Here is a 23,201-nt window from a genome sequence, read left to right on the forward strand (position 1 = left end):
GTAATCTATTTTGCAGCACGATCACGAATTTGCGTAATCGTGGATGAAACTGAAATCTGTTCTTTTTCGGTCAAAATTTCAATCACTGCTGGCCTGCCTTTTTCCAAAGCCAGTTCAAAAGCTTCAGCAAAAGATTCTAGTGTTGCAGTCTGATAACCATCGGCACCAACACTCAATGCCAAATCCTTAAAGGATACATTTCCTAAATCAGTGCCAACAACCTTCTTCGGATAATGAATTTCCTGGTGCATGCGGATGGTTCCATACATGTTATTATTAAAAACCAGACATATGATGGGAATATTGTATCTAACTGCTGTTTCCAATTCCTGGACGGTCATCATAAAACCTCCATCACCAGATAAAGAAACAACTGTTTTTCCCGGAAAGGCCAATTTTGCCCCAAGCGCTGCTGGCATTCCATAACCCATCGCTCCAGATGTTGGCCCTACATACGTATGTTTTTCGGTAAATGGATAAAAGGCATGCAGCCACCCAGCAAAATTTCCCGCATCATTCGTTAATAACGCATCTTTGGGCAATTTTTTCTCCATCAACGCTATAATATGCTTATTAATCACGTCATTATGAGAAACTTTTAAACTGCTTACCTCCTCATGTACTTTTCGACGTTCCTTCACCCAATTACCCCACTCACAATTGACAGTTATACTACCTAACACTTGTAATGCTTCGCCAACATCAGCTACAATTCCTGCATCTGGTGCGTAAACCTTGCCGATTGTGTCATAACTTATATCAATATGGATAAGTTGTTTGTCTGGTTTAATAATCTGATAATCCTGTGTCGTTACTTCTGAAAGGCGAGTGCCGAGTGCGATAACCAGGTCTGCCTGCTCGACGGTTTGCAGCACCTTTTTATTGGTCCCAAGCCCAAGATGTCCAACATATAACGGATGATCATTCGGAAAAACATCCTGTCTGCGAAATGCGGCCATAACAGGGATTGTATACTTTTCTGCAAAAGCTAACAGACCTTTTTCCGCCTGTGAGCTTTTTATCCCGCCTCCAGCAATAATCAATGGCTTTTTAGCTTTTGAAAGCAATGCTTCAACATGGTCAATTTCCTGTTGGGCTGGTACTGGTTTTGGTTTAACCGTTACAGGCCCAAATTGCATAGCATCCTCAACTGGGAGAACATCCTCCGGCAGTGAGATGATAACTGGACCAGGCCTTCCTGTTTGGGCAATTCGAAATGCCCGCTGAACAATCTCAGGCATGCGCTTTGCATCATTAACCTCCACTGCCCACTTGGCAATATGCTGAAAATAACGGTCAAGATCAACTTCCTGAAATCCCTCTCTGCCTCTAAACTTGCTATGTACCTGTCCCAGAAATACAACCATAGGAGTTGAGTCCTGGTATGCAGTATGCACTCCAATTGAAAGGTTTGCTGCTCCAACCCCACGGGTAGCAAGTACAATCCCAGGCTTTAAGGTTGATTTGGCATACCCTTCAGCCATAAACGCTGCTCCACTTTCATGTCTTGCGGCTATAACACGTATGCTCTCTTCATCATGTAATGCATCTAACACAGGCAAATAACTTTCACCAGGAACGCAGAATACATTTGAAATCCCTTCTATTTTCAGGCATTCCACAATTGCTTGGGCTGCTGTTTGGGTTTTTGGTTTTCGGATTGCATCTTCCAAACTTTTCACTTTTGGGTCACCTCCTTGAGATCTAATTTTTTAATTCTATTAATCACATCATCTAACCGTTCTGAAGTCACCGTAAGTGCAACTCGGATAAAGCCTTCACCACGTGATCCAAATGCGCTACCAGGTGTTACGATAACCCCAGCCTCCTCAAGCAACTTGTCAGCAAATGACATCGACGAGAATCCATCAGGAACCTTTGCCCAAAGAAAAATGGTGCCGTTCGGCTTTTCTGCATATATACCAAGTTCCTGGAAGGCTTTGTGTAATTTTTCCATTCGTTCCTGATAAATTTTGTTATTGTTGGCTACTTCGGAAAAATCACTTTTCAACGCGGTGGCAGCTGCTTTTTGAATAGGGAGAAACTGGCACGTATCAATATTGCTTTTATACGTTGCTAAAGCCTTAATCACTTCTTTATTCCCAACCATGTACCCAATACGCCAACCAGTCATATTAAAGCTCTTTGACAACGATCCGAATTCAACAGCATTTTCTTTCGCACCAGGAACCTGCATCACACTAGGCGCCTTGTACCCGTTGTAAGTAACCATGTCATAGGCAGCATCATGCACAAGTAACAGGTTATTTTCATTAGCGAATGTAATCGCTTTCAAAAATGTATTTAAATGAACGGTTGCAGCTGTCGGATTACTTGGGTAATTCAGCAGCATTAATTTTGCCAGTTGTACCGAGGCATCCTCCACGTGATCATATAACGGAATATAGCCATTCTGTATATCTAGTGGAAGAGGAACACTCTCCCCTCCAGCTAAGTGGACAGCTGTCCGATAAACAGGATAACCAGGGTCTGGAACTAATACCGTGTCATTTTGATTTAGAGTAGCCTGCATTAGGTTTGCTATTCCTTCCTTTGAACCAATGACAGCCATAACCTCTGTTTCTGGATCTAAATCAACATCATACTGTTTTTTATAAAATTCTGCTACAGCATGCTTGAATTCCATGCATCCGCTATAGGTCGAATAGCGATGATTTTCAGTAATCCTGGACTCCTCAGTCAGTCTATCAATCACAAAATCAGGTGTTGGCAGATCAGGTGCACCAATCCCCAAATCGATTACATCTACACCATTAGCTTCCAGTTCCTTTTTCTTTTGTTGAAACGCTGAAAATAAATAGGGTGGCAAATTCTTTACTTTGTCAGAAACAAAGGACATGCTTTCCCCTCCATATTTCATATAGTAAAACGCTATTTCATATTTAACTTAAGTATAAATCAGTATTTCAAAATTTGCAATTGTTTTTAATATACAGAATTTAAATGATTCAAAAGTCTTGTCCACTCAAATCAATTTCATAATTCAAAAATAATGCAGTAGATCAACTATTTGTAAATGTGCTTGGCCTGTTGATTTCCACTGCAGGCGGACGCTTTCCGCGGGCATTGCTTGAGCCTCCTCGTGCTATCGCACTCCGGGGTCTCAAGGCTCATGCTCATTACGCTTCGCTTCAATCGCAAAAAAGCGTTTGCTATTCCCGCAGGAGTCGCCGCCTTCCGTTTCAATCAACGATCGTATTACTTTGAATAAACGAAGGTAAATATTAATTCGGAAAATGATGAATATAAGTATTTATGAAATTAACTCACCCAATAAAAAATATAAAAGTATAAGTTTCAAACCCTCTTAATCATTGTTATTATAAAAGTGGCTATTAGAAAACTTATCGTAAAACGTAACTGACTGCCAAAAATTTATAAGCAAATGAGGTATGATGATATGAACACGGAGAAAACATATGCGACCCATTTAGACCAAAAAGATAACTTAAAAGAATTTCGTAAAGAGTTCTATACATCAAACGGGACGATCTATTTAGATGGGAATTCTCTAGGGCTTCTTTCTAAGCGGGCTGAACAAGCAGTCGATGATACCGTTAACGCTTGGAAAAAATACGCAATTGATGGATGGACAGAGGGTGAACATCCTTGGTTTTATTTATCCGAAAAATTAGGATCGATGACTGCACCTCTAGTTGGGGCTAAAAGTGATGAAGTAATTGTTACAGGCTCCACAACGACTAATATGCACCAGCTTGTTGCAAGTTTTTATAAACCTGACAAAAAGAGAACCAAAATACTTGCAGATGAGTTGAATTTTCCATCTGATATTTATGCTTTGAAAAGTCAATTAAAGCTAAAGGGGTATGATCCGGATGAACACCTTATTCAGGTCAAAAGCAATAATGGAAATACACTTGAGACAGAAGACATCATAAAAGCCATGGCTGATGATGTAGCTTTAATTGTACTGCCAGGTGTTCTATATCGAAGCGGGCAAATTCTTGATATGGAACGGTTAACCAAAGAGGCGCATAAACGCAATATTCTAATCGGCTATGATTTGTGTCATTCAATTGGAGCGATACCACACCACCTATCCGAGTGGGACGTTGATTTTGCATTCTGGTGTACCTATAAACATTTAAATGCTGGTCCGGGAAGTGTAGCTGGTCTGTATGTTAATCAAAAACATTTCGGCAATGAACCAGGACTTGCTGGCTGGTTCAGTTCTGCAAAAGAAAAACAGTTCGATATGGATCATACGTTGACACCAGCTGATGACGCAGGTGCCTATCAAATTGGTACACCGCACTTATTAAGTGCTGCACCATTACTTGGCTCACTTGAAATGTTTAATGAAGCAGGTATTAGACAGGTTCGCCAAAAATCGCTTGAACTTACAAATTATTTAATGGAACTAATCGACAGTGAATTATCCGATTATCATTTTACAGTAGCTAATCCAACAGATGAGGTTACTCGTGGCGGCCATGTTTTCCTTGAGCACAAGGAAGCTGCCCGGATCTGCAAAGCATTGAAAGCAGATGGCGTCATACCGGATTTTCGGACACCAAACGGTATTCGCCTTGCCCCTGTTGCTTTGTATAATACATTTGAAGAAGTGTGGGAAACTGTTCATATTCTTATACAAATTATGAAGGAAGAACGCTATAAAAAATATGAAAACAAACGGGGGGTTATCGCGTAATGACAGAATCAAAGTGGATTGATATCTCACAGCCTTTAACCAATGATATGGCACATTTTCCAGGAGACACGCCCTTTGACTATTCACTTACCTATTCAATTGAACAAACAGGATCAGTGAATGTCGGGCAAATGACAGGAAGTTTACACACAGGAACACATATTGACGCACCTTTTCACTATGATCCAAAGGGAAGAACAATAGATGAGCTTGACTTAAATCTAGCGATTGGAAAAGTAATAGTAATTAATGTTAGTCATGTTGAAAAAATCACTTCCGAAACATTACAGGGTTTTGATTTCAAAGGTATCTCGAGAGTGTTGTTGCATACCTCTCTGCCAAATAACCCAAAACATTTCCCTGATAAAATGCCGGATTTAGACCCTAGTGTTGCTTCTCATTTAAATGAAAAAGGCGTAAAACTGATCGGCGTCGATATGCCTTCAGTAGATGCTCCGGATAGTAAGGATCTAGCTACCCATCACGCTTTATATGACAATGGAATCTTTATTCTCGAAAACCTTATGCTTGACCACGTTTCACCAGGAGAATACGAGCTTATTGCTGTTCCGCTTGCAATTGCAGGTGCTGATGCAAGTCCGGTTCGTGCTGTATTAAGACCACTTACTTAAAGGAGGAGATCTTTTGGGCGATAGTAAATTCAATAATGAAAAGGATATTCATACTGATTTTATGGAAGATATGAACTACGGTGATTACTTGCAGCTAAATCAGCTACTGACTAGTCAAAAACGTTTATCCGGACATCATGATGAAATGTTATTTATCATCATTCATCATGTCAGTGAGTTGTGGCTTAAATTAATTATTCATGAGACAAGAGCTGCTGTGACCTCGATCCAGGAAGACGATCTGCAATCATCATTTAAAATGCTTGCTCGTGTTTCTAAAATACAGGAACAAATCATTAAAGCATGGGATGTACTTTCAACATTAACACCCGCAGAATACATGGAGTTCCGTGACAAACTTGGCAATGCATCCGGATTCCAATCCTATCAGTATCGTCTGGTTGAATTTGTTTTAGGTTATAAAACACCACATATCCTTAAGATTTACAAAAAAGACCCAGAGGTTCATGCAATATTGGAAGATGCCTATTATAAACCGGGGCTTTATGACGTTTCCATTCAAGCATTAGCACGAAAAGGTTTTGATATTAATCCTGATGTACTGAATCGTGATTTCTCAAAAACATATGAAAAAGATGATTCAGTCGAACAGGCCTGGATGGAAGTTTACCGAAATGTAAACGACCATTGGGAGCTCTACCAGCTTGCAGAGAAATTAGTCGATGTTGAAGATTGGTTCCAGCAGTGGCGTTTTCGCCACATGAAAACAGTCGAACGGATTATCGGACATAAAACGGGAACAGGTGGTTCATCTGGTGTCGGTTACTTAAAACAAGTATTAGATCACTATTTCTTTCCTGAATTGTGGGATTTAAGAACTAAAATATAAATCGTTGTCTTTTTTTATTGCGCAAAGACAAAATAATGATATAATACACAACAACATTGAAGAAAAGGGAGGCAAAATATGAATTCAGACAGAGATCAGTGGTCATCCAGACTTGGCTTTATTTTATCATCTACAGGCGCGGCAATAGGTCTTGGGGCAATATGGAAATTCCCCTATATGACTGGAATGAATGGTGGCGGTGCCTTCTTTCTACTTTTTATTGCTTTCACAGTAATTATCGGTCTTCCTTTATTAATTTCTGAATTTATAATCGGACGAGGGGCACAAAAAGAAGCGATTAGTGCTTTTAAAAAGCTAGCACCTAAAAGTGGCTGGTCAATCATTGGCCGCTTGGGTGTTTTCGGATCATTTGTCCTTATGTCGTTTTACAGTGTCGTAGGTGGATGGGTACTTATTTATAGTGGATTGTCCATCCCTGGTTTAGTAATTAAGGATAACGCCAACTATGAGCAATTATTTGGTATGATTACCGGAAATCCTTTGATAACGATTTTAGGTTTAGGATTATTTTTAATCATAAATATTGTTGTTATTACATTTGGTATCAAAGGCGGTATAGAGAAGGCAAGCAAAATATTAATGCCATTATTGTTCATCTTTTTTATTATATTAGTCATTCGCTCCGTCACATTTGAAGGAGCCCAAGAAGGCTTGAAATTCTTCCTGCAGCCTGACTTTTCAAAAATTACCGGCGAAAGTGTTTTGTACGCATTGGGTCAGTCCTTTTTCTCCTTAGCGGTAGGCTTCTCGGTAATGGTCACGTATAGTTCCTATTTAGGTAAAGATGTTAGCTTACCGTTTTCAGCAGGTTCTGTATCAATAATGAATATTTTCGTTTCTCTGTTGGCTGGTTTAGCTATCTTCCCTGTTGTCTTCTCATTTGGACTTGAGCCAACAGCAGGACCGGGATTATTGTTCATGGTTTTACCTGAGGCATTCGCACAAATGCCTTTTGGCGAAGTATTTTTAAGCTTATTTTTATTATTATTCCTATTTGCTATATTAACGTCATCATTTAGTATGCTAGAGATTATTACATCAGCTTTTACTGCCAATAAACAACGGTCACGTAAAAAGGTGGCATGGATTGCTGGTTTGATTGTCTTTATAGCAGGTATACCAGCCGCACTATCATCGAGCACCTTGGCCAATTTTAAAATATTCAATCTGACAGTTTTTGATGCAAGTGATTTTCTTGTGAGTAATATACTATTGCCTGGTGGATGTTTATTAATTGCACTATTCATTGGATTTAAGATGGATAAAACGCTGATGAGGCGTGAATTCAATGCAAGCAATAATCTATCGTCAGGTACTTATCAGCTATGGTTCCAAATAATGCGATGGTTAGTTCCTATTACAATTGTGATTGTATTCTTAGGTTCATTGGGAATATTATGAAAAAAAGATGCCGATTGTGGCATCTTTTTTTGTTGCTGATAGCATTCATAGGGTCTTTTGTTGAAAAACCCATTTATTAGCGTAATGAGGGATTCCAAGAGCACTTATTTTGCTATTTAGCGAAATGAGGATCCACTTCGATTGTTTGATGAATCCTCGTTCCGTTATTTCCATGAAAACCCTCGTTTTTAGCATGGGGATGAATCCTCATTCCGCTATTTGTCATTTTTGCCTCAATTTCGGCTGATTTTTTGCTATTAGCGGAACGAGGATCCGTCTCACCCTTCTGAGAGCACCTTTTCTGCTATTTAGCGGAATGAGGATCCGCTTCGATTGTTTGATGAATCCTCATTCCGCTATTTGTCATTTTTGCCTCAATTTCAGCTGATTTTTTGCTATTAGCGGAACGAGGATTCCCTTCAATTGTTTGCCGGATCCCCGTTCTGAGTGGCAATACCTCATCCTTCTATTGTATAATCCTGTCAGTTTGAGTACAAACATACCACAGACCCCTAAAACATTTAATACAACTTTATTCATAAATGATTAGTATAATGGAATAAGGGGAATTTAAAAAGTGGGAGGAATAATAATGACAAATCGAATTATTATTGTCGGCGGTGTTGGTGGTGGAGCAACAGTTGCAGCACAAATTCGCCGTGTTGACAAGGAATCAGAAATCATACTTTTTGATAAAGGAAATTACGTAGCCTTCTCCAACTGTGGAATGCCCTATTACATTGGTGGCACCGTTGATGAACGTGATGATTTACTAGTGGATAATTATGAATTTGCCAAAAAATACAATATAAATCTCAAAACAGATTCAGAAGTCATTTCCATAAATCGTGACCAAAAACAAATTGAATATAAATATAATGGAGCAATCCAACACGAAACCTACAACAAGCTAATCCTATCACCCGGTGCTTCAGCTATAGAACCCGACCTAGAAGGATTGAACCCCGAACAGACATTTACATTGCATACTATTCCAGATATGGATGATATCTATGCGTTTATTAAGGAAAACAAGCCACGCACCTGCGCGATTATAGGTGCCGGATTCGTTGGTCTTGAAATGGTAGAGAACCTAAAAGCATTAAACATAGAATGTACCGTGGTTGACCGTTCCAAACAAGTAATGAAGCTGGTCGACGAGGACATGGCCGGAGTTATCCAGGATCATTTAAAAGCTAAAGACGTTAATCTTATCTTAGAGGATGGTCTCGATTCCTTTTCCAATAATGGATCAACACTGCACTTAAGCAGTGGAAAAAGTATTCAGGCTGACATGACCATTCTGGCCGTTGGTATTAAACCTAACACCAAACTAGCTGAGGACAGTTCACTGGATATTGGTGAGACCGGGGCAATAAAAGTAAATGATTATATGCAAACGAATGATGCTGATATATATGCCTTAGGGGATGTGGTTGAATCAAAGGACTATTTGACCGACACACCAAGCCACGTAGCATTAGCATGGCCAGCACACCGACAGGCTTTTATTATCGCTAATCATCTGCAGAATAACAATTTGGCCTATAATGGGACACAAGGTTCAGCTATTTTTAAAGTTTTTGATTTGAGTGTCGCAGTATCCGGATACAGTAGTGCTGCACTTAATAAACTAGCAATTCCATTTAAAGAAGTAACCCATGAATCGTTATCACATGCAGGTTATTATCCTGGTGCTGAGAAAGTTAGCATGAAAATCCTCTTTGATGAAAATAACGGTCAAATTCTTGGAGCACAAGTCATTGGCGAGGATGGCGTTGATAAACGTCTAGCCGTTATTGCCACAGCGATGAAAGGGAAAATATCTGTTGCAGACTTGGCAGAACTTGAACTAGGATACGCACCACCATACTCATCACCAAAAGATCCTATAAATATCATTGGGTACAAAGCAAGTAGTATGATGGAATAATAAAAAGATAAGCACCAGGAAAAATCCTGGTGCTTTTGAATATTAGTTATTTTTTGATTTGTTGCCTTTTTCTTCTGCCTTTTCAGCCTTTTTCTCTGCTTTTTCCTGTGCCTTTTCAGCTTTTTTCTCAGCTTTTTCTAGTTTCTTAGCTGCTTTTTCTTGTGCTTTCTCCTGTTTCTTTTCAGATTTTCTTTCAGCTTTTTCTTTTGCCTTCGCAGCTTTCTCCTGTGCTTTTTCTAATTTCTTGGCTGCTTTTTCTTCTGCCTTTTCGGCTATCTCTTGAGCCTTTTCTAATTTCTCAGCTGCTTTTTCTTCTGCTTTTGCTAACCTCTCAGCAGCTTTATCTGTTTCATTATCGTCGTTTTCCACTTCAGATGCTACCACAGTTAACTCTGATTCTTCTTCATCTGCTTCAGGCTCAGTAGTTTCTTCTTCTGTTTCTTCTTCTGTTTCTTCATCTGACTCTTCCGTATTACCAGCACGTTTTTCAATTTTTTCTGCTAGTTTTGCAAACGATTTTTGAATGTTTTTCATAATCGCAGCCTGTGCATTCGGATTATCGATTTTTGCTAGTACAGCTGATAAAGCATCAATGTTATTTGCAAGATTGATTCTTACATCATCTGTTTCTTCATCTTCAGCGACATCCTCATCTGTTACCGTAGTACCTTCCTCAGATTCTGTTCCGTCTTCTTTAGTTGTAGTATCCTCTTCAGTTGCCGTACCTTCTTCTGATTCTGAATTCGCATCAGTATCACCATCTGCAGTCTCATTTGATTCTTCAGAGCCATCAAGCTTTTCCTCTGCCTCTTTTTGTGTTGCTAAAGCTTCTTCCAGAAGAGCAGTTGCTTCTTCTGTTTTTCCAGCTTTAATTAGTTCATTTGCCTCAGCAATACGTTCAGCAGCAAATTCAGCCAGTAGTTGGCTTTCCTTATAATCATCAAGTGTAATGGCTAATTGAATATTCTCTTTTACAGTTTTAATAAAATAGAAGAAGTCCCCAGGAATTAAATTTGGTGCATCATCTTCCTCTTCATTACCATCTTCATTTTCATTGGTACCTTCTTCCGTCTCACTTTCTGTCTCTTTAATAGTTAATTCATCTGTTTTGTCGTCAACACTCGCAAACACCATTCCAGGCCCTGCTGTAAATGTGAATGTTGCAACCAGTATTGCACTTACTACAATCTTAATAAATTTTTGGGATAAATGCATGAAACTATTCCTCCTTTTTAAACTTATTACATATTTCGAGTAATTTTAGTAATTTATGTATGTTTCTGTAATCATTTTGTAAAAATAATGAAATATACCTACTGCTAACCATGTCTAAATTCCTAGTTCACAAAAATCCGTTTTAGAGAAATAAAAAACTCCCGAAAGCACAAACCTTCAGGAGTAATCTCTATAAATCTTCTTCAAATCGGTAAACCAATCTGTATTTATCTTCATCTAAAACTTCACTTACATGAACGCGAACACCATGACCGAAAACTATTTCGTTTTCTGTCATTGCAACAATCATTGCCTTTGTATTCGTTTGATTGTCCAGATAAATATCACCTACAACAGGTTTCATCTCGCTATCTTTTTCTGCCAGAAACTCCGGTGATTCATCTGCTCGCTGTTGTTCTTCAGATACAAGCGCCTTATCATAATATGATATATCCTCACTGTCCTCCGCTTTACCTGGTACCATAACAACGTATTCACTATGTTTAACCCCATTATCTCTAGTAGTAACTACATTCCCATCTTCTACGTTATCGACTTTTTCAATCTCATTTAATGAGTAATGATCGAGAAAATCCGGGGCAGGTTTAATAATTAAAATATAATCACCTGGTTCAGGCTTTCTATTTTGATCAACAGTGTACCGTTTACCATAAAAAATAAACGAATCTTTATGTTTTGGTTTATACGGATGAATTTCGCTTGCTTTTGATAGGATCTGCTGCATATCTTTCAAACGATATAAGTGGACCGATTGCTTAAACATCGGCTTTACCGAATATACTTTATGAAGTTCATTTTTGTAAAAAACAAACTGGCCCTTTCTTACCTGAAATAACTTCATTATAAGTTAACCTCCTTTTGTATATATTATTACATTCTTATTTTCCCTTAATACTACTTAAATTAAACATAAATCAAGGGAAATCCCAAAAGCATTTTTTGCTTATAAAGATTTCTAGACTGCTTTATTGTTTTTCAGATAGCCAGTTAATAATGTTGCTATCGTGATTCCCGCCATTATAGCATACATGAAAGCACCATGGTGCAAGTTAAATAAGTTAATAACGAATGCATCGCCAGTAATCATTTCCCCGGCAGTCCAAGCAAGTATACCTGCTCCAATATAGGCAATCCACGGATGCTTTTCGAGAACTCGTACAATTAATTTTGAGCCAAAAATCATGATCGGAATACTAATTGCAACACCCAGTGCAATCATACCAACATGTCCATGTGCAGCACCTGCTACTGCGACAACATTATCAAGGCTCATAACAGCGTCTGCCACAATAATTGTCCCAACAGCTTTCATCATAGTACCTGACGATTTAATATTAGCTTCAGGCTCATCATCAACGAGCACATGATACGCAATCCATAATAAGAGTGCTCCTCCAATCAAATGTACGTACGGAATCTGTAATAAGTATACAATTAAAATTGCAAATAATATTCGTAAAACTACTGCCCCACCTGTACCGATGAATATCGCCTTATTCTGTTGATGTTTTGGTAAACCCTTTGTCGCCATAGCGATTACAATCGCATTATCACCGGATAATACGATATCAATTGCAATAATCTTAAGCAAAGCAATAATCGATTCAGATGTAATTTCAATTCCTAACAAGATAGTTGCCACCTTTCTGCAAGACCGATTATATTATACTATTTTCTGTTTAATTGTAAAGCAGACTGGAATTTTTCAGGTGGCAAAGATATTTAGTGTATACGAACAGATGGTTTTTTATCTTACATTTTCTCCATGTGAACAAAAGGCAAATCGGTGTCAACCTCTCCTAAAACATATTTTACTGCTATTTTCCCACCACGGAGCCAGGCTGCAAAGTCAAAGACAACAGGCTCCCGGTCACCGCCTAACGCAAACCAAGCCTTCAGATCTTTCGGGAAATAAGCTGCAGTATGGATCGTTCCAGACCAGTTCCTATATTGATTGGAGAATACACCCTTTTCCGTATCGTTCAGCATACGAAATGCTTTATAGGCATCAGTTGCATTCTGTTGTTGTGCCCTTATTGCGTCCATTCGCCTATATGAATCTTCTAAGTGGTGACGATTCTCATCCTTCATTATTTCAAAATGATTTGTACAGACGTTGGACTGGCGAACTTCTACTCCTCTTGGTGTCGCTTCGACTACAAAGGTTTCCTCATTTTTATCCAGCACAATATAACTGAACGAGTGCCGATGCGGAATTTCCTTAAGCATGGAAACCGCCTGATTAACGTCAGCACAGCTTTCTAAGATAAGCCTTCCAATCATATTGCAAATAAATCCATCGCCAGGCTTTTTACGGTGCATAAAATTATAGCCTAGAGCAAGACCTTTTTCATTCATTCCATCCATCCGACCGGTTATTCGCTGTGAAGGTCCAATTACAGCATAGCCATGATCACTAGGCTGAAATATAGTGTACCTTCCTTCATACGTTTTAGGATGATAATCATAATTGCGAATCATAAAGTCATTGCCTGTGAAAATAGAACAGCCGCTTTTAGTGTATTCCAGCCTGTATCCACCAAAGTCCTGAAGTATGTCATGCATGTCCCACTCAAGTGCATCCTGCATTCCTACAAGTTCTTCCCAAATCCCTGGAGCAAATCTTTTTATTTCCTGCTCTACTTCATTTATGTCAATTATGAAACGTGGCTTTCGCACCCGCCACTGTTTCTTGCGATTCTTAACCGTTAATGAGTCTTTCAAAAGCTCTCCCTGTTTATATCCGAAATCGTAATGAGTTCCTTTAAATTGCAAAATGTCACTGTATATTCTTTTCAAAAATAACGCCCCAATCATGAAACTTATTTCTTCTAATTCCGTAAATATATATGTAACATATCACAACATAGGAGCTGAAATCATGATAGGAATCTTAACAACTACTATTTTATCATTCATATTATATGTGGTGCTAGCTGGTATCCTTATTGCAAAGAGTAATAAATCCGGAGTAGTTACAAGTAAAATTGCAGGGATAGTTTTTGTGGTCCTGTTTATAATCGGTGGAATCATGAATTACTTTATCCTGCTGCCAATCACCGTCCCAAATATGGTGATTTCTAATATTGCGATAGCTGGTGCTGGGGTCTTTTTGGTATATGGAATGACCTCCACCAAACTTCAAAAGAAGGCGAAAGGGACATATGAATCCATATTAGGACTAATTATTATCCTTGCTGTATTGGCTGTTCCAACCATAATTGTATTAGGAATTCTTACATTGGATGACACATATGAATCAATTGAAAAGAAAGATGTCGAAGAAGCAAAACCATTGGATGAGGATGCTACACCAATTGCAGTATCACCTGAGGTCGCTCGTAATAAAATCCAAAAATCGATGGGTGTTGTTCCTAACACACAATTTTACGATTTAGGAAAATTACAAGTTCAAAAGATTGATGGTCAAATTAAATTTGTGGCTCCCCTTGAGTTCACAGGGTTTTGGAAGTATTTTCGCGGAAAAGAAACGGAAGGCTTTTTCACCATATCTGCAACCAACATCAATGCTCAGCCTGAGTTCATCGATAGTAACATGAAGTACACCAATTCCAGTTACTTAAACCATAATGTGCAACGTACTATATATGGTGCTTTTCCAAACTATATTCAAAGCGGGGAAGCTCAAATCGAAGTAGACGAAGATGGGAAACCATGGTATGTTCAAACGTTATATCAGCCAATCGGCATAACGAACAAGCCGGATATGCAAAATCTGCATGTTGCTATTGTTGACCCTGTTACGAGTGAAGTAAGTAAATACAAAACAAATGAAGCCCCGAAGTTTGTCGACGGATCAGTTAGTTCTGATGTTGCGACAGATGAAAATGAATATTTCGGTAAATATGTCCACGGGTGGTTAAATTCTATCTTTGGTAAAAAAGATGTAAAAATACCGAATGAATCAGGTACTGAAAGCAGTGTAACTCCTATTTTTGATGAACAGGGAGATATGTATTACTTTACTGATATGGCGTCCCCGAGGGAAAATATTGACTCTGCATTAGGTTATACACTTATAAATGCGCGTACAGGTGCACTAACTTATTACAATGGAAAGAAAAACAATGGAATTATGGACAGTAAAGGTGCAAAAGAAATCGTAAACAAACAATATCCGGAGAAAAACTGGACCGGATCTATGCCGATACTCTATAACATTGACGGTAATCCAACTTGGGTTGTTAACGTTTTGGATCCAAATGGTTTATTCAAACAGTATGCATATATCAAAGCGGGGGATGCGGACTTTGTTGTGTTTGGTGAAACAGCAAGAGAAACATTGGAAGCATATCGGCTGCAGCTTGCTCAGGATCCAAGTAATGTCGAGGCATCCGATGAGTCAGCACTTGAAACTATCAGCGGCGAGGTTAACCGTGTATTAGTAACAACAACACAGAAATCTGGTCAAGTCATTCAATTTCTGTTAAAAGGTGACCAGACGATTTATACCATTAATGCCGGAAAAGAACCACTGGCCTTATTCTTGCAAGCAGGAGATAACGTAGAGCTTAAAGCAAACATACGGGATAATGGAACTGGTATTGTTGATTCAATCGAAATTGAACAATTGCCGAAGTAAGGAAGCGCTTATATTTTCTTAGCTGCATAAAATGAGGCTGGGACAAACGTGTTTTAGTTTAGAAAACTTGGCTTATCGCCAAGCCTTAGTTGCACTTATGCAGTAAGAAAGTATTTATACTTTCTTATCTGCCAAAATAAAATCCGAACTATGATTCAAAATTCTTGAAACAGAATGCGAATCAGTTCGGATTTTTTTGTTACTGATTAGATTTTAAGTGTGAAGTAACATGGAAAAATAGTTGAGTGTTATGACGTCGCTACGGAAATACACTACGCGCAAAAATATACGCTCTAAACATCCTAACCTGTTATTATTCCTCTTAATAGTGGAAAATGATATAGCCTGGACACGTCCATTATTTCCCTTGCATTTCTTCAACTAATACCGAAAGTTCTTCCCAGCGTTCCATTTTTGCCTGTAGCTTATCTTCAGCTTCCTGCTGCTGCTCATAGAATTTTTGTACTTTTTCAAGGTCACTTCCTGCGTTATTAATACCTTCCTGAATCTCCTCAATGGAAGCTTCCAATTCGGTTATCTCATCCTCGATTGTTTCCCATTCTTTCTGATCTTTATAAGACATCTTTCTCCGATTCTGTTGTTTTCTAGGCTTTTCCTTAACAGAAGCAGACGATTGTGACTCTTTTTGTTCTGTTTCATGCTCCAGAAACTCGCTGTAATTCCCCTGATAACGCTCAATGGATTCATTATTTTTAAAAACAAGTAAATGATCAACAACACGATCCAAAAAATACCTATCGTGCGAAACAGTGATTACAACACCAGGGAATTGATCCAAATAGTCCTCAAGTACGCCTAAAGTTTGGGTATCCAAATCATTTGTTGGCTCATCCAAAAACAATACATTCGGTTCAGTCATTAGTACTTTCAGTAAATAAAGGCGTCGTTTCTCCCCGCCGGAAAGTCTGCTTATATACGTCCACTGCTCGGAACGTGAGAATAAGAACCTCTCCAGCATCTGTTCGGCAGTAATTTCTTCGCCGCCTTTTGTATGGACTACTTGGGCAACTTCCTTAATATAGTCAATCACCCGCATACTCGTATCGAGTTCTTCCTCACCTTGTGTGTAATAACCGATTTTTACCGTTTCTCCAATCTCGACTTCTCCTTGATCAGGGAGGACGCGTTCAGCCATGATATTCAATAACGTTGTTTTGCCGGAACCATTCGGCCCAATAATACCAAGACGTTCTCCAGGAACGACCAGATATTCAAAGTCATGTATCAGTTTTTTGCCTTCATATGACTTTTCTATCCCCTGCACTTCAATAACCTTTTTGCCCAGACGGGTAGAGCCTACCTGGAAAGAGACATTTTGCTTACTGGTATTAAAGTTCTTTTCCTGCATTTCATTCACACGTTCAATACGTGCCTTTTGTTTGGTCCCACGCGCTTTAGGGCCACGTTTAAGCCAGGCAAGCTCTCTTCTCAGCGTGTTTTGGTGTTTTAACTGATCACTAGCCTCAAGAGCCTCACGCTCTGCTTTTTTCTCCAGAAATAATTCATAATTTCCTTCATACACATATAGATTGCCGTTATCGAGTTCGTATATATGATTTGTTACACGGTTTAAAAAATAACGATCATGGGTGACAAGCAGCAATGCTCCTTTATAGGTAACTAAAAACTTCTCAAGCCACTCAACAGTTTCATTATCCAGGTGGTTTGTCGGCTCATCCAAAATCAATAAATCCGCAGGCTGAATAAGTGCTTTGGCAATAGCTACGCGTTTTTTCTGCCCACCGGATAATTCAGTTACATTTTTATGAAAGTCAGTAATTCCTAGCTTTGTCAGAACTGTTTTGGCAGAAGTATTAGCCTCCCATGCTTCCTGTTCATCCATTTGCTGTTGCATTTTCAGCAATTTAGACTGGGCCTTTTCACTAGCTGAGTCTTGTTCCAATGCCTGAAGAGCTGTTTCATATTCCCGCATAACCTTCATTATTGTTGATTCACCATAATATATTTGTTCAATTACTGTCAGATTTGGATCAAGTTCCGGATCCTGTGCCAAATACTCAATTTGGTAGTCTTTTGCATGTTTAATCGACCCTTTTTCAGGTGTATCCATTCCTGCAATCACCTTTAAAAACGTCGACTTCCCAGTTCCGTTTACGCCAATCAGACCAATCCGGTCATTTTGAGTAATCGTACATGTAACATCCTGAAACAATACTTTATCGCCATATGATTTATATAAATTTTCGATAGTGAGCATAACATTACCTTCCTATTGTTGAATCCTCGTCACCTTTACGATCTTTTAGTAACTTCTTCAAAAAAATAATGATTAAAAATAATAGCCACGATGTTCCCATATAAAATATTACCTTGCTTACCTGATCCATTTCCGAGAAAAAAAAGGCCATACCTATCCATATAGGACCTAAACCTAAGATTTGGTACCCTAAAAATTTAATATCTATCTCCCCTTACAAAAAAATTCAGATTCCGGCTGTCAGTCAACTTCAATTTCCTTTACAACATTCGCCGTCTCAATTGCCGCTACAGCTGCATCTGCACCTTTATTCCCTGCTTTTGTACCTGCACGCTCAATAGCCTGTTCAATTGTTTCAGTAGTTATTATACCAAAAATCACAGGTTTACCAGATTGGGATGATGCATTGGAAACACCTTTTGCCGCTTCACTGCATACATAATCGAAATGCGGAGTGGATCCACGAATAACTGTGCCAAGCGTTATAACTGCATCATAATTATTATTCATCGCCATCTTTTGAGCAACTAAAGGGATTTCAAATGCCCCCGGAACCCAAGCAACATCAATATTTTCTTCATCTACACCATGTCTATGAAGCGTACCAACAGCACCATCCAATAATTTACTTGTGATAAAATCATTGAAACGTGCGACAACTATTCCTATCTTCAGATCTGTACCAACTAACTTTCCTTCAAATGTTCTCCCCATTATCATCGACTCCTTTAATTATTATGAAAGTTGAATAAGTGGCCCATTTTATCAAATTTTGTATGCATGTATCGTTCGTTTTCTTTTCGTGTACCTGTTTGGATTGGAACACGCGCGCCGATTTCTATTCCATACGCCGAAAGTGCAGTCATTTTTTTCGGATTGTTTGTTAACAAATCAACCTTTTCCACACCTAAGTCCTTTAGAATCTGTGCACTTAAATCATATTCCCGTAAGTCTGGTGCAAATCCTAATTGTTCATTTGCCTCAACCGTATCCATTCCAGCATCCTGCAGCTGATATGCTTTCAGTTTATTAATTAGTCCGATTCCCCGGCCCTCCTGACGCATATATACTAACACACCTGCACCTCGTTCATTAATCTTATTCAAGGCTTCGTGTAACTGCGGCCCGCAATCACAACGGTAAGAACCAAATATATCGCCAGTCAGACATTCTGAATGAACCCTCGCCAGTACCGGCGCGTCAGAATGAATATCACCTTTAACGAGCGCAACATGCTCTTTATCATCCAGATCATTTGTATAGCCGTACACTTTAAATATACCGAATTCAGTAGGCAAAATTGTTTCAACAGCACGAGTCACATGAACTTCATTTTGCTTTCGGAAAGCCTTTAAATCTTCAATTGTAATGAATTTAAGATCAAATTTCTCAGCCATTTCCTTCAAATCAGGAACGCGTGCCATTGTTCCATCATCATTGATTATTTCACATATCACACCTGAAGGAAATGCCCCACTTAATGTCGCCAGATCAACCGATGCTTCTGTATGACCAGGACGAGTCAATACGCCTCCATCCTTTGCAACCAGTGGAAATACATGACCAGGCTGTTTAAAATCAGCCGCTTTTATTTCTGGATCAAGCAATGCTCTAATCGTCTTGGAACGTTCTGCCGCACTAATACCTGTTGTTGTATCGACATGATCAATACTTACAGTAAAAGCAGTTCCAAAAGGATCACTGCTCTGGCTTGTCATCATAGGCAAGTTAATTTTTTTGGCTAAATCCGCTTTGATTGATGTACATACTAACCCTTTTGCATGGGTGATCATAAAATTAATAACTTCCGGTGTAGCTTTTTCAGATAGGGCAACTAGGTCCCCCTCATTTTCTCTATCCTCATCATCAACTACGATTACTGGCTTTCCTGCTTGCAGATCTTTTAACGCTTCCTCTATTTTGTTAAACATAATCTCCACTTCCTCCGCTTAAATAAGTCCATTTCTATTTAGGAATGCTTGATTAAAACCATCTTTATGATCACTCAATTGATGATTAAGTAAATTTTGCACATGTTTTGCGAGCATATCACATTCAATATTGACCACATCACCCTCGTCTTTTTCCCCTAGTACAGTTTCTTCTACAGTATGCGGGATAAGCGATATCGTAAATGCACTTTGCCCAACGTCAAATACAGTCAAGCTAATACCATCTACAGCAACAGAGCCCTTCATCATAAAATATTTCGCTAGTTCTTCCGGGATCTCAATATCATAATAAATAGCATTTTCCTGCTTTTGTTTCCGAGTGATTTTTCCAGTGCCATCAACATGGCCAGATACAAAGTGTCCGCCAAACCGGCCATTTGCAGCCATTGACCTTTCCAGGTTAACCTTTGAACCTTCTGTTAACGCATGTAACGAAGTCGATTTTATCGTTTCCGGCATAACATCGACTTGAAAATTAGTTGAAGAATAATCTGTGACCGTTAAACAGATTCCATTTACTGAAATACTGTCACCAACATGAACATCTTCCATAATTTTAGTTGAACTTAACGTCATTTCAACCGACTGCCGAGAAACACGTTTCATTTTTTCAACGGTGCCCATCTCTTCAATTATCCCTGTAAACATCTGCTTCTTCCTTTCTTGGTTCCGCAATAATTTTTATATCCTGACCAATCATTTCTACATGCTTAATATCCAAGGAAAATGTATCTGCCATCGATTGAAATCCATTACCCTCAATGGAAGTTGGAGCTGTTTTACCACCAATTAGCTTCGGCGCCATGTAAGTTATCAATTGATTAATTCGCCGTTCTTCCAAAAAAGAACCATTAACCGTAGCTCCACCTTCCACAAACAATGACATTATTCCTTTGGATCCTAAATCAGATAGTACATTTTCGATCGTTAATTGTTCCAATTGGATTACGTCAACTCCGCTTTTTTCCTTAAATGGCGCCATAGCTTTCTCCGTGACACTCTTCCCGGTAAAAATCCATGTATCTGCTGCTTGATCATTTAACACAGCAGCATCCAATGGTGTGCGGAGTGATGTGTCCAGAATAATTCGAGTCGGATTCTTCCCACCATTCGGGATACGCGTTGTAAGACTCGGATTGTCAGCAATAACCGTATCCACACCAACCAGAATTGCATCGTGTTTATGGCGATAGTGATGCACATCGAGTCTTGCCGCTTCCCCAGTTATCCATTTGCTGTCACCAGTTACAGTAGCCGTTTTACCATCTAAACTAACGGCGGACTTCATTGTGACATAAGGCGTTTTGGTAATTGTATAATGGAAAAAAACACTGTTTATCTCTGCAGCTTCTTTCTCCGCAACACCAATTTCCACTTCTATACCTGCAGCCTGCAGCTTTTCAATCCCACGTCCAGCTACTTTTTCATTCGGGTCTGTAACAGCAATGACTGCCCGACGAATTCCCTTTTCAACAATAAGGTCAGCACAGGGTGGTGTTCTGCCATGGTGACTGCAAGGTTCAAGTGTTACATAAATCGTTGCACCATTTGCTTTATCACCAGCCATATTTAGTGCATGCACTTCTGCATGAGCTTCACCTGCTTTTAAATGGGCACCAAACCCAAGCATTTCACCATCTTTAACAACTACAGAGCCAACTGGAGGATTAGGGCTTGTTTGGCCAGATACTGATTTCGCAAGATTTAAAGCAATATTCATATAATATTGATCGTTCATGTCTAGATCCTCCCTGTAATATCCAATTAAAAATGCCTCTGAATAAGCTTCAGAGGCAAAGGGTAGAATTTTTTAGTATAGCGCATCTTCAAAATGTTTGACTAAAAATGAATACAATAAAAAACTTGACTTGTCGACAAGCTTCTAGTTATGCGTATGCAGTATGAAAGTATTCAGACTTTCTTAACCGTCACATAACATTGTCTAATCATTTTTAGTAAAACATGCGAACTACCTGAAAAATTCCTTCTCCCATCCAGACTATAACTGTCGGCTCTGGAGTTTCACCAGATCCACCGCTTGGTTTAAAAACCGCACGGGTCACGGACTAAGAAGTATGCACTTCATCACCGTCGATTGGGAATTTCACCCGACCCCGAAGGAACATTACGTATTTAGTTTCAAAGATAGTATAGCACTGAACATTTTGGAAATGCAAAAATATAGCTTACCGTATACCTCTTACCATTACAATCGTACACCAACAGAAGAAAGTGGCATTAGATTTTATTAAATGAATGCCACTTTTTTAGTCCGGGATTCGATAGTAAGAGTAGAAAAACATATACAGACAATTTTTGCAGGAAAACTGTTCAAAACGCCGAACTACTAATAAAAGGAGTGTTTGACATGGCTATCAATAACGAAAGAGAAATCACTGAGCCCGTTTTACTTTGCGATAAGAATGGAAGATTAAATAAAGAAAGTATTGGATGGGCAAGGAAACCATTGATTACTTCAAACCTATCAGGACACTATATGCGAAAGAAAAAGTGGAATTATTGGTGTGTATTTGGCAGGGAAACCATGTTTTCAGCTACAATCAGCCATCTTGATTATGCCGTCGTGTGTTTTGTCTATTTTTTGGAATATGAAACAAACAACTTTTATGAGAAAACTTTTTTAGTACCCTTTGGAAAGAACTATACAATGCCTGAAGAAGTTCAAGATTCTGTCGAGGCTGTACATAAAGACATGGGACTATTCTTCATATGGAATAAAGATCATGTAGCATTAAAAGTCAGCAGCACAGACTTCGGTGGCGAAGAATTAAAAGCGGATATAAAAATTCATTACCCTGAAAACCTGGATACATTAAATGTTGTAGTCCCTTGGAGCGATAATAAATTTCAGTTCACTGCAAAGCAACATTGTCTTCCTGCTGAAGGAAGCTTCTCTGTCGGTGATAAAACATGGACCTTTAATCCTGATTCAGATTTTGCCGTACTCGATTACGGTCGCGGTGTCTGGCCAAGAAAAAGTACATGGAACTGGGGAATGGCATCCGGGCGACAAGACCAGGATGTAATTGGATTGAATTTTGGCGGACAATGGACAGATCATACCGGTTCAACGGAGAATGCCGTTATTTTAAATGGCAACATCACAAAAATAAGTGAAGATGTAACGTTCATCTATAATTCCAATGACTTTATGAAACCTTGGGGGATTCAGTCAGACAGTGTCCGTCTAACTTTCAAACCATTTTTTGAACGAACTGCAAAGTCCAATGCATTGGTCGTGAAATCAGAAGTCCATCAAGTTGTTGGTCATTATTATGGAGAGGTTTCACTTACTAATGACGAAACGCTGGTCGTTGATGGGTTCTTAGGCTGTATTGAAGAACATAAAGCGACGTGGTAGGAAATGATTACGCTCTTTCCGCGGACGGATAACCAGTTCATACAAAAAATAACTGCTGAAAACTGAAAAAATCCGTTGAAACCTGAATAAACTAAGTTGAAGACTGAATAGGCTTGGTTGGATACTGAATTATCCTACAAAACGACAGATAAAGACTGAATAATTGCCGGGAAGACTGAATCCGGCTTTTCTGATCTATGATTGGATGGTAATTTGCGGGGGTCCTGCGGAAAAACGGGCTGACGAGACTCCGCAGAGT

20 protein-coding genes and 1 riboswitch are annotated in these 23,201 nt (G+C 39.0%); of the genes, 7 read left to right on the plus strand and 13 right to left on the minus strand.

From position 1 onward, the window contains the following. Positions 1-5 precede the first annotated feature (5 nt). Together ACE1TG_RS11230 and ACE1TG_RS11235 are read right to left on the minus strand one after the other, a co-directional pair. Positions 6-1,682, minus strand: a complete 1,677-nt coding sequence (locus ACE1TG_RS11230) for a thiamine pyrophosphate-binding protein (protein WP_375052483.1) — start codon at positions 1,680-1,682, stop codon at positions 6-8. After that, positions 1,679-2,860, minus strand: a complete 1,182-nt coding sequence (locus tag ACE1TG_RS11235) for an aminotransferase class I/II-fold pyridoxal phosphate-dependent enzyme (protein ID WP_375052484.1) — start codon at positions 2,858-2,860, stop codon at positions 1,679-1,681. Before ACE1TG_RS11235 ends, ACE1TG_RS11230 begins: the two co-directional genes overlap by 4 nt. 546 nt (positions 2,861-3,406) lie before the next feature. On the opposite strand from ACE1TG_RS11235, the gene kynU reads away from it, so the two are divergent. The 4 genes from kynU to ACE1TG_RS11255 all read left to right on the plus strand — a co-directional run bounded on the left by kynU (position 3,407) and on the right by ACE1TG_RS11255 (position 7,597). Further along, complete coding sequence (kynU, locus tag ACE1TG_RS11240) at positions 3,407-4,693, plus strand: kynureninase (protein WP_375052485.1); 1,287 nt, start codon at positions 3,407-3,409, stop codon at positions 4,691-4,693. Further along, on the plus strand, positions 4,693-5,325 hold the full coding sequence (gene kynB / locus ACE1TG_RS11245) for an arylformamidase (RefSeq protein WP_375052486.1): 633 nt from the start codon (positions 4,693-4,695) through the stop codon (positions 5,323-5,325). The genes kynU and kynB overlap by 1 nt, the downstream gene beginning before the upstream one ends. A 61-nt stretch (positions 5,326-5,386) precedes the next feature. Beyond that, positions 5,387-6,175, plus strand: coding sequence for a tryptophan 2,3-dioxygenase (gene kynA / locus ACE1TG_RS11250; protein WP_375052610.1), 789 nt, complete (start codon positions 5,387-5,389; stop codon positions 6,173-6,175). Positions 6,176-6,253: 78 nt separating this feature from the next. Beyond that, the gene (locus tag ACE1TG_RS11255; protein ID WP_375052487.1) at positions 6,254-7,597 is read left to right on the plus strand and encodes a sodium-dependent transporter; all 1,344 of its coding nucleotides are present in this window, start codon (positions 6,254-6,256) and stop codon (positions 7,595-7,597) included. A 304-nt stretch (positions 7,598-7,901) separates the two neighbouring features. Here ACE1TG_RS11255 and ACE1TG_RS11260 read toward each other — a convergent pair whose 3' ends face one another. Then, the gene (locus ACE1TG_RS11260) at positions 7,902-8,051 is read right to left on the minus strand and encodes a hypothetical protein (RefSeq protein WP_375052488.1); all 150 of its coding nucleotides are present in this window, start codon (positions 8,049-8,051) and stop codon (positions 7,902-7,904) included. 138 nt (positions 8,052-8,189) lie between these two features. Here ACE1TG_RS11260 and ACE1TG_RS11265 point away from each other — a divergent pair, with 138 nt between their 5' ends. Next, entirely contained in the window at positions 8,190-9,530 is a 1,341-nt protein-coding gene (locus ACE1TG_RS11265; RefSeq protein WP_375052489.1) for a CoA-disulfide reductase, read from the plus strand. A gap of 42 nt (positions 9,531-9,572) precedes the next feature. On the opposite strand, the gene ACE1TG_RS11270 is transcribed toward ACE1TG_RS11265, so the two are convergent. From ACE1TG_RS11270 to ACE1TG_RS11285, 4 genes are all read right to left on the minus strand, one after another. Further along, positions 9,573-10,745, minus strand: coding sequence for a DUF5667 domain-containing protein (locus ACE1TG_RS11270; RefSeq protein WP_375052490.1), 1,173 nt, complete (start codon positions 10,743-10,745; stop codon positions 9,573-9,575). A 190-nt stretch (positions 10,746-10,935) separates the two neighbouring features. Beyond that, entirely contained in the window at positions 10,936-11,607 is a 672-nt protein-coding gene (locus tag ACE1TG_RS11275; RefSeq protein WP_375052491.1) for a hypothetical protein, read from the minus strand. Positions 11,608-11,721: 114 nt separating this feature from the next. After that, the gene (locus ACE1TG_RS11280) at positions 11,722-12,387 is read right to left on the minus strand and encodes a TerC family protein (protein WP_375052611.1); all 666 of its coding nucleotides are present in this window, start codon (positions 12,385-12,387) and stop codon (positions 11,722-11,724) included. 131 nt (positions 12,388-12,518) lie between these two features. After that, on the minus strand, positions 12,519-13,565 hold the full coding sequence (locus ACE1TG_RS11285; RefSeq protein ID WP_375052492.1) for a C45 family autoproteolytic acyltransferase/hydrolase: 1,047 nt from the start codon (positions 13,563-13,565) through the stop codon (positions 12,519-12,521). Positions 13,566-13,647: 82 nt separating this feature from the next. On the opposite strand from ACE1TG_RS11285, the gene ACE1TG_RS11290 reads away from it, so the two are divergent. Beyond that, positions 13,648-15,369: a DNA-binding protein gene (locus ACE1TG_RS11290; RefSeq protein ID WP_375052493.1), complete on the plus strand. Its 1,722-nt coding sequence runs from the start codon at positions 13,648-13,650 to the stop codon at positions 15,367-15,369. Positions 15,370-15,727: 358 nt separating this feature from the next. Here ACE1TG_RS11290 and ACE1TG_RS11295 read toward each other — a convergent pair whose 3' ends face one another. The 6 genes from ACE1TG_RS11295 to ribD form a co-directional block, all read right to left on the minus strand. Further along, on the minus strand, positions 15,728-17,608 hold the full coding sequence (locus ACE1TG_RS11295; protein WP_375052494.1) for an ABC-F family ATP-binding cassette domain-containing protein: 1,881 nt from the start codon (positions 17,606-17,608) through the stop codon (positions 15,728-15,730). Between the two features lie 4 nt (positions 17,609-17,612). Next, the gene (locus tag ACE1TG_RS11300) at positions 17,613-17,738 is read right to left on the minus strand and encodes a hypothetical protein (RefSeq protein WP_375052495.1); all 126 of its coding nucleotides are present in this window, start codon (positions 17,736-17,738) and stop codon (positions 17,613-17,615) included. 110 nt (positions 17,739-17,848) lie between these two features. After that, complete coding sequence (gene ribH, locus ACE1TG_RS11305; RefSeq protein WP_375052496.1) at positions 17,849-18,322, minus strand: 6,7-dimethyl-8-ribityllumazine synthase; 474 nt, start codon at positions 18,320-18,322, stop codon at positions 17,849-17,851. 14 nt (positions 18,323-18,336) lie between these two features. Further along, positions 18,337-19,539: a bifunctional 3,4-dihydroxy-2-butanone-4-phosphate synthase/GTP cyclohydrolase II gene (locus tag ACE1TG_RS11310; protein ID WP_375052497.1), complete on the minus strand. Its 1,203-nt coding sequence runs from the start codon at positions 19,537-19,539 to the stop codon at positions 18,337-18,339. An 18-nt stretch (positions 19,540-19,557) separates the two neighbouring features. Continuing rightward, positions 19,558-20,208 carry a riboflavin synthase gene (gene ribE, locus ACE1TG_RS11315; RefSeq protein WP_375052498.1) on the minus strand — a complete coding sequence of 217 codons (651 nt, stop codon included), beginning with the start codon at positions 20,206-20,208 and terminating at the stop codon, positions 19,558-19,560. Further along, entirely contained in the window at positions 20,189-21,298 is a 1,110-nt protein-coding gene (gene ribD / locus ACE1TG_RS11320; RefSeq protein ID WP_375052499.1) for a bifunctional diaminohydroxyphosphoribosylaminopyrimidine deaminase/5-amino-6-(5-phosphoribosylamino)uracil reductase RibD, read from the minus strand. Before ribD ends, ribE begins: the two co-directional genes overlap by 20 nt. 240 nt (positions 21,299-21,538) lie before the next feature. Beyond that, positions 21,539-21,686: riboswitch (FMN riboswitch) on the minus strand. Between the two features lie 242 nt (positions 21,687-21,928). On the opposite strand from ribD, the gene ACE1TG_RS11325 reads away from it, so the two are divergent. Continuing rightward, positions 21,929-22,942 carry a DUF2804 domain-containing protein gene (locus ACE1TG_RS11325; RefSeq protein WP_375052500.1) on the plus strand — a complete coding sequence of 338 codons (1,014 nt, stop codon included), beginning with the start codon at positions 21,929-21,931 and terminating at the stop codon, positions 22,940-22,942. Positions 22,943-23,201: the final 259 nt, after the last annotated feature.

Origin of the sequence: Virgibacillus sp. JSM 102003 (genome assembly GCF_041949995.1) — a bacterium.
Taxonomy (GTDB): domain Bacteria; phylum Bacillota; class Bacilli; order Bacillales; family Amphibacillaceae; genus Lentibacillus.

What these genes read in the sequence shown, in the direction of transcription:
- kynU (WP_375052485.1), top strand. Translation starts at nt 3,407, where the DNA reads ATGAGGTATGATGATATGAACACGGAGAAAACATATGCGACCCATTTA.
- ACE1TG_RS11270 (WP_375052490.1), bottom strand. Translation starts at nt 10,745, where the DNA reads ATGCATTTATCCCAAAAATTTATTAAGATTGTAGTAAGTGCAATACTG.
- ribE (WP_375052498.1), bottom strand. Translation starts at nt 20,208, where the DNA reads ATGTTTACAGGGATAATTGAAGAGATGGGCACCGTTGAAAAAATGAAA.
- ribD (WP_375052499.1), bottom strand. Translation starts at nt 21,298, where the DNA reads ATGAACGATCAATATTATATGAATATTGCTTTAAATCTTGCGAAATCA.
- ACE1TG_RS11290 (WP_375052493.1), top strand. Translation starts at nt 13,648, where the DNA reads ATGATAGGAATCTTAACAACTACTATTTTATCATTCATATTATATGTG.
- kynA (WP_375052610.1), top strand. Translation starts at nt 5,387, where the DNA reads ATGGAAGATATGAACTACGGTGATTACTTGCAGCTAAATCAGCTACTG.
- ribH (WP_375052496.1), bottom strand. Translation starts at nt 18,322, where the DNA reads ATGGGGAGAACATTTGAAGGAAAGTTAGTTGGTACAGATCTGAAGATA.
- ACE1TG_RS11325 (WP_375052500.1), top strand. Translation starts at nt 21,929, where the DNA reads ATGGCTATCAATAACGAAAGAGAAATCACTGAGCCCGTTTTACTTTGC.
- ACE1TG_RS11300 (WP_375052495.1), bottom strand. Translation starts at nt 17,738, where the DNA reads ATGGATCAGGTAAGCAAGGTAATATTTTATATGGGAACATCGTGGCTA.
- ACE1TG_RS11310 (WP_375052497.1), bottom strand. Translation starts at nt 19,539, where the DNA reads ATGTTTAACAAAATAGAGGAAGCGTTAAAAGATCTGCAAGCAGGAAAG.
- ACE1TG_RS11255 (WP_375052487.1), top strand. Translation starts at nt 6,254, where the DNA reads ATGAATTCAGACAGAGATCAGTGGTCATCCAGACTTGGCTTTATTTTA.
- ACE1TG_RS11275 (WP_375052491.1), bottom strand. Translation starts at nt 11,607, where the DNA reads ATGAAGTTATTTCAGGTAAGAAAGGGCCAGTTTGTTTTTTACAAAAAT.
- kynB (WP_375052486.1), top strand. Translation starts at nt 4,693, where the DNA reads ATGACAGAATCAAAGTGGATTGATATCTCACAGCCTTTAACCAATGAT.
- ACE1TG_RS11235 (WP_375052484.1), bottom strand. Translation starts at nt 2,860, where the DNA reads ATGTCCTTTGTTTCTGACAAAGTAAAGAATTTGCCACCCTATTTATTT.
- ACE1TG_RS11265 (WP_375052489.1), top strand. Translation starts at nt 8,190, where the DNA reads ATGACAAATCGAATTATTATTGTCGGCGGTGTTGGTGGTGGAGCAACA.
- ACE1TG_RS11295 (WP_375052494.1), bottom strand. Translation starts at nt 17,608, where the DNA reads ATGCTCACTATCGAAAATTTATATAAATCATATGGCGATAAAGTATTG.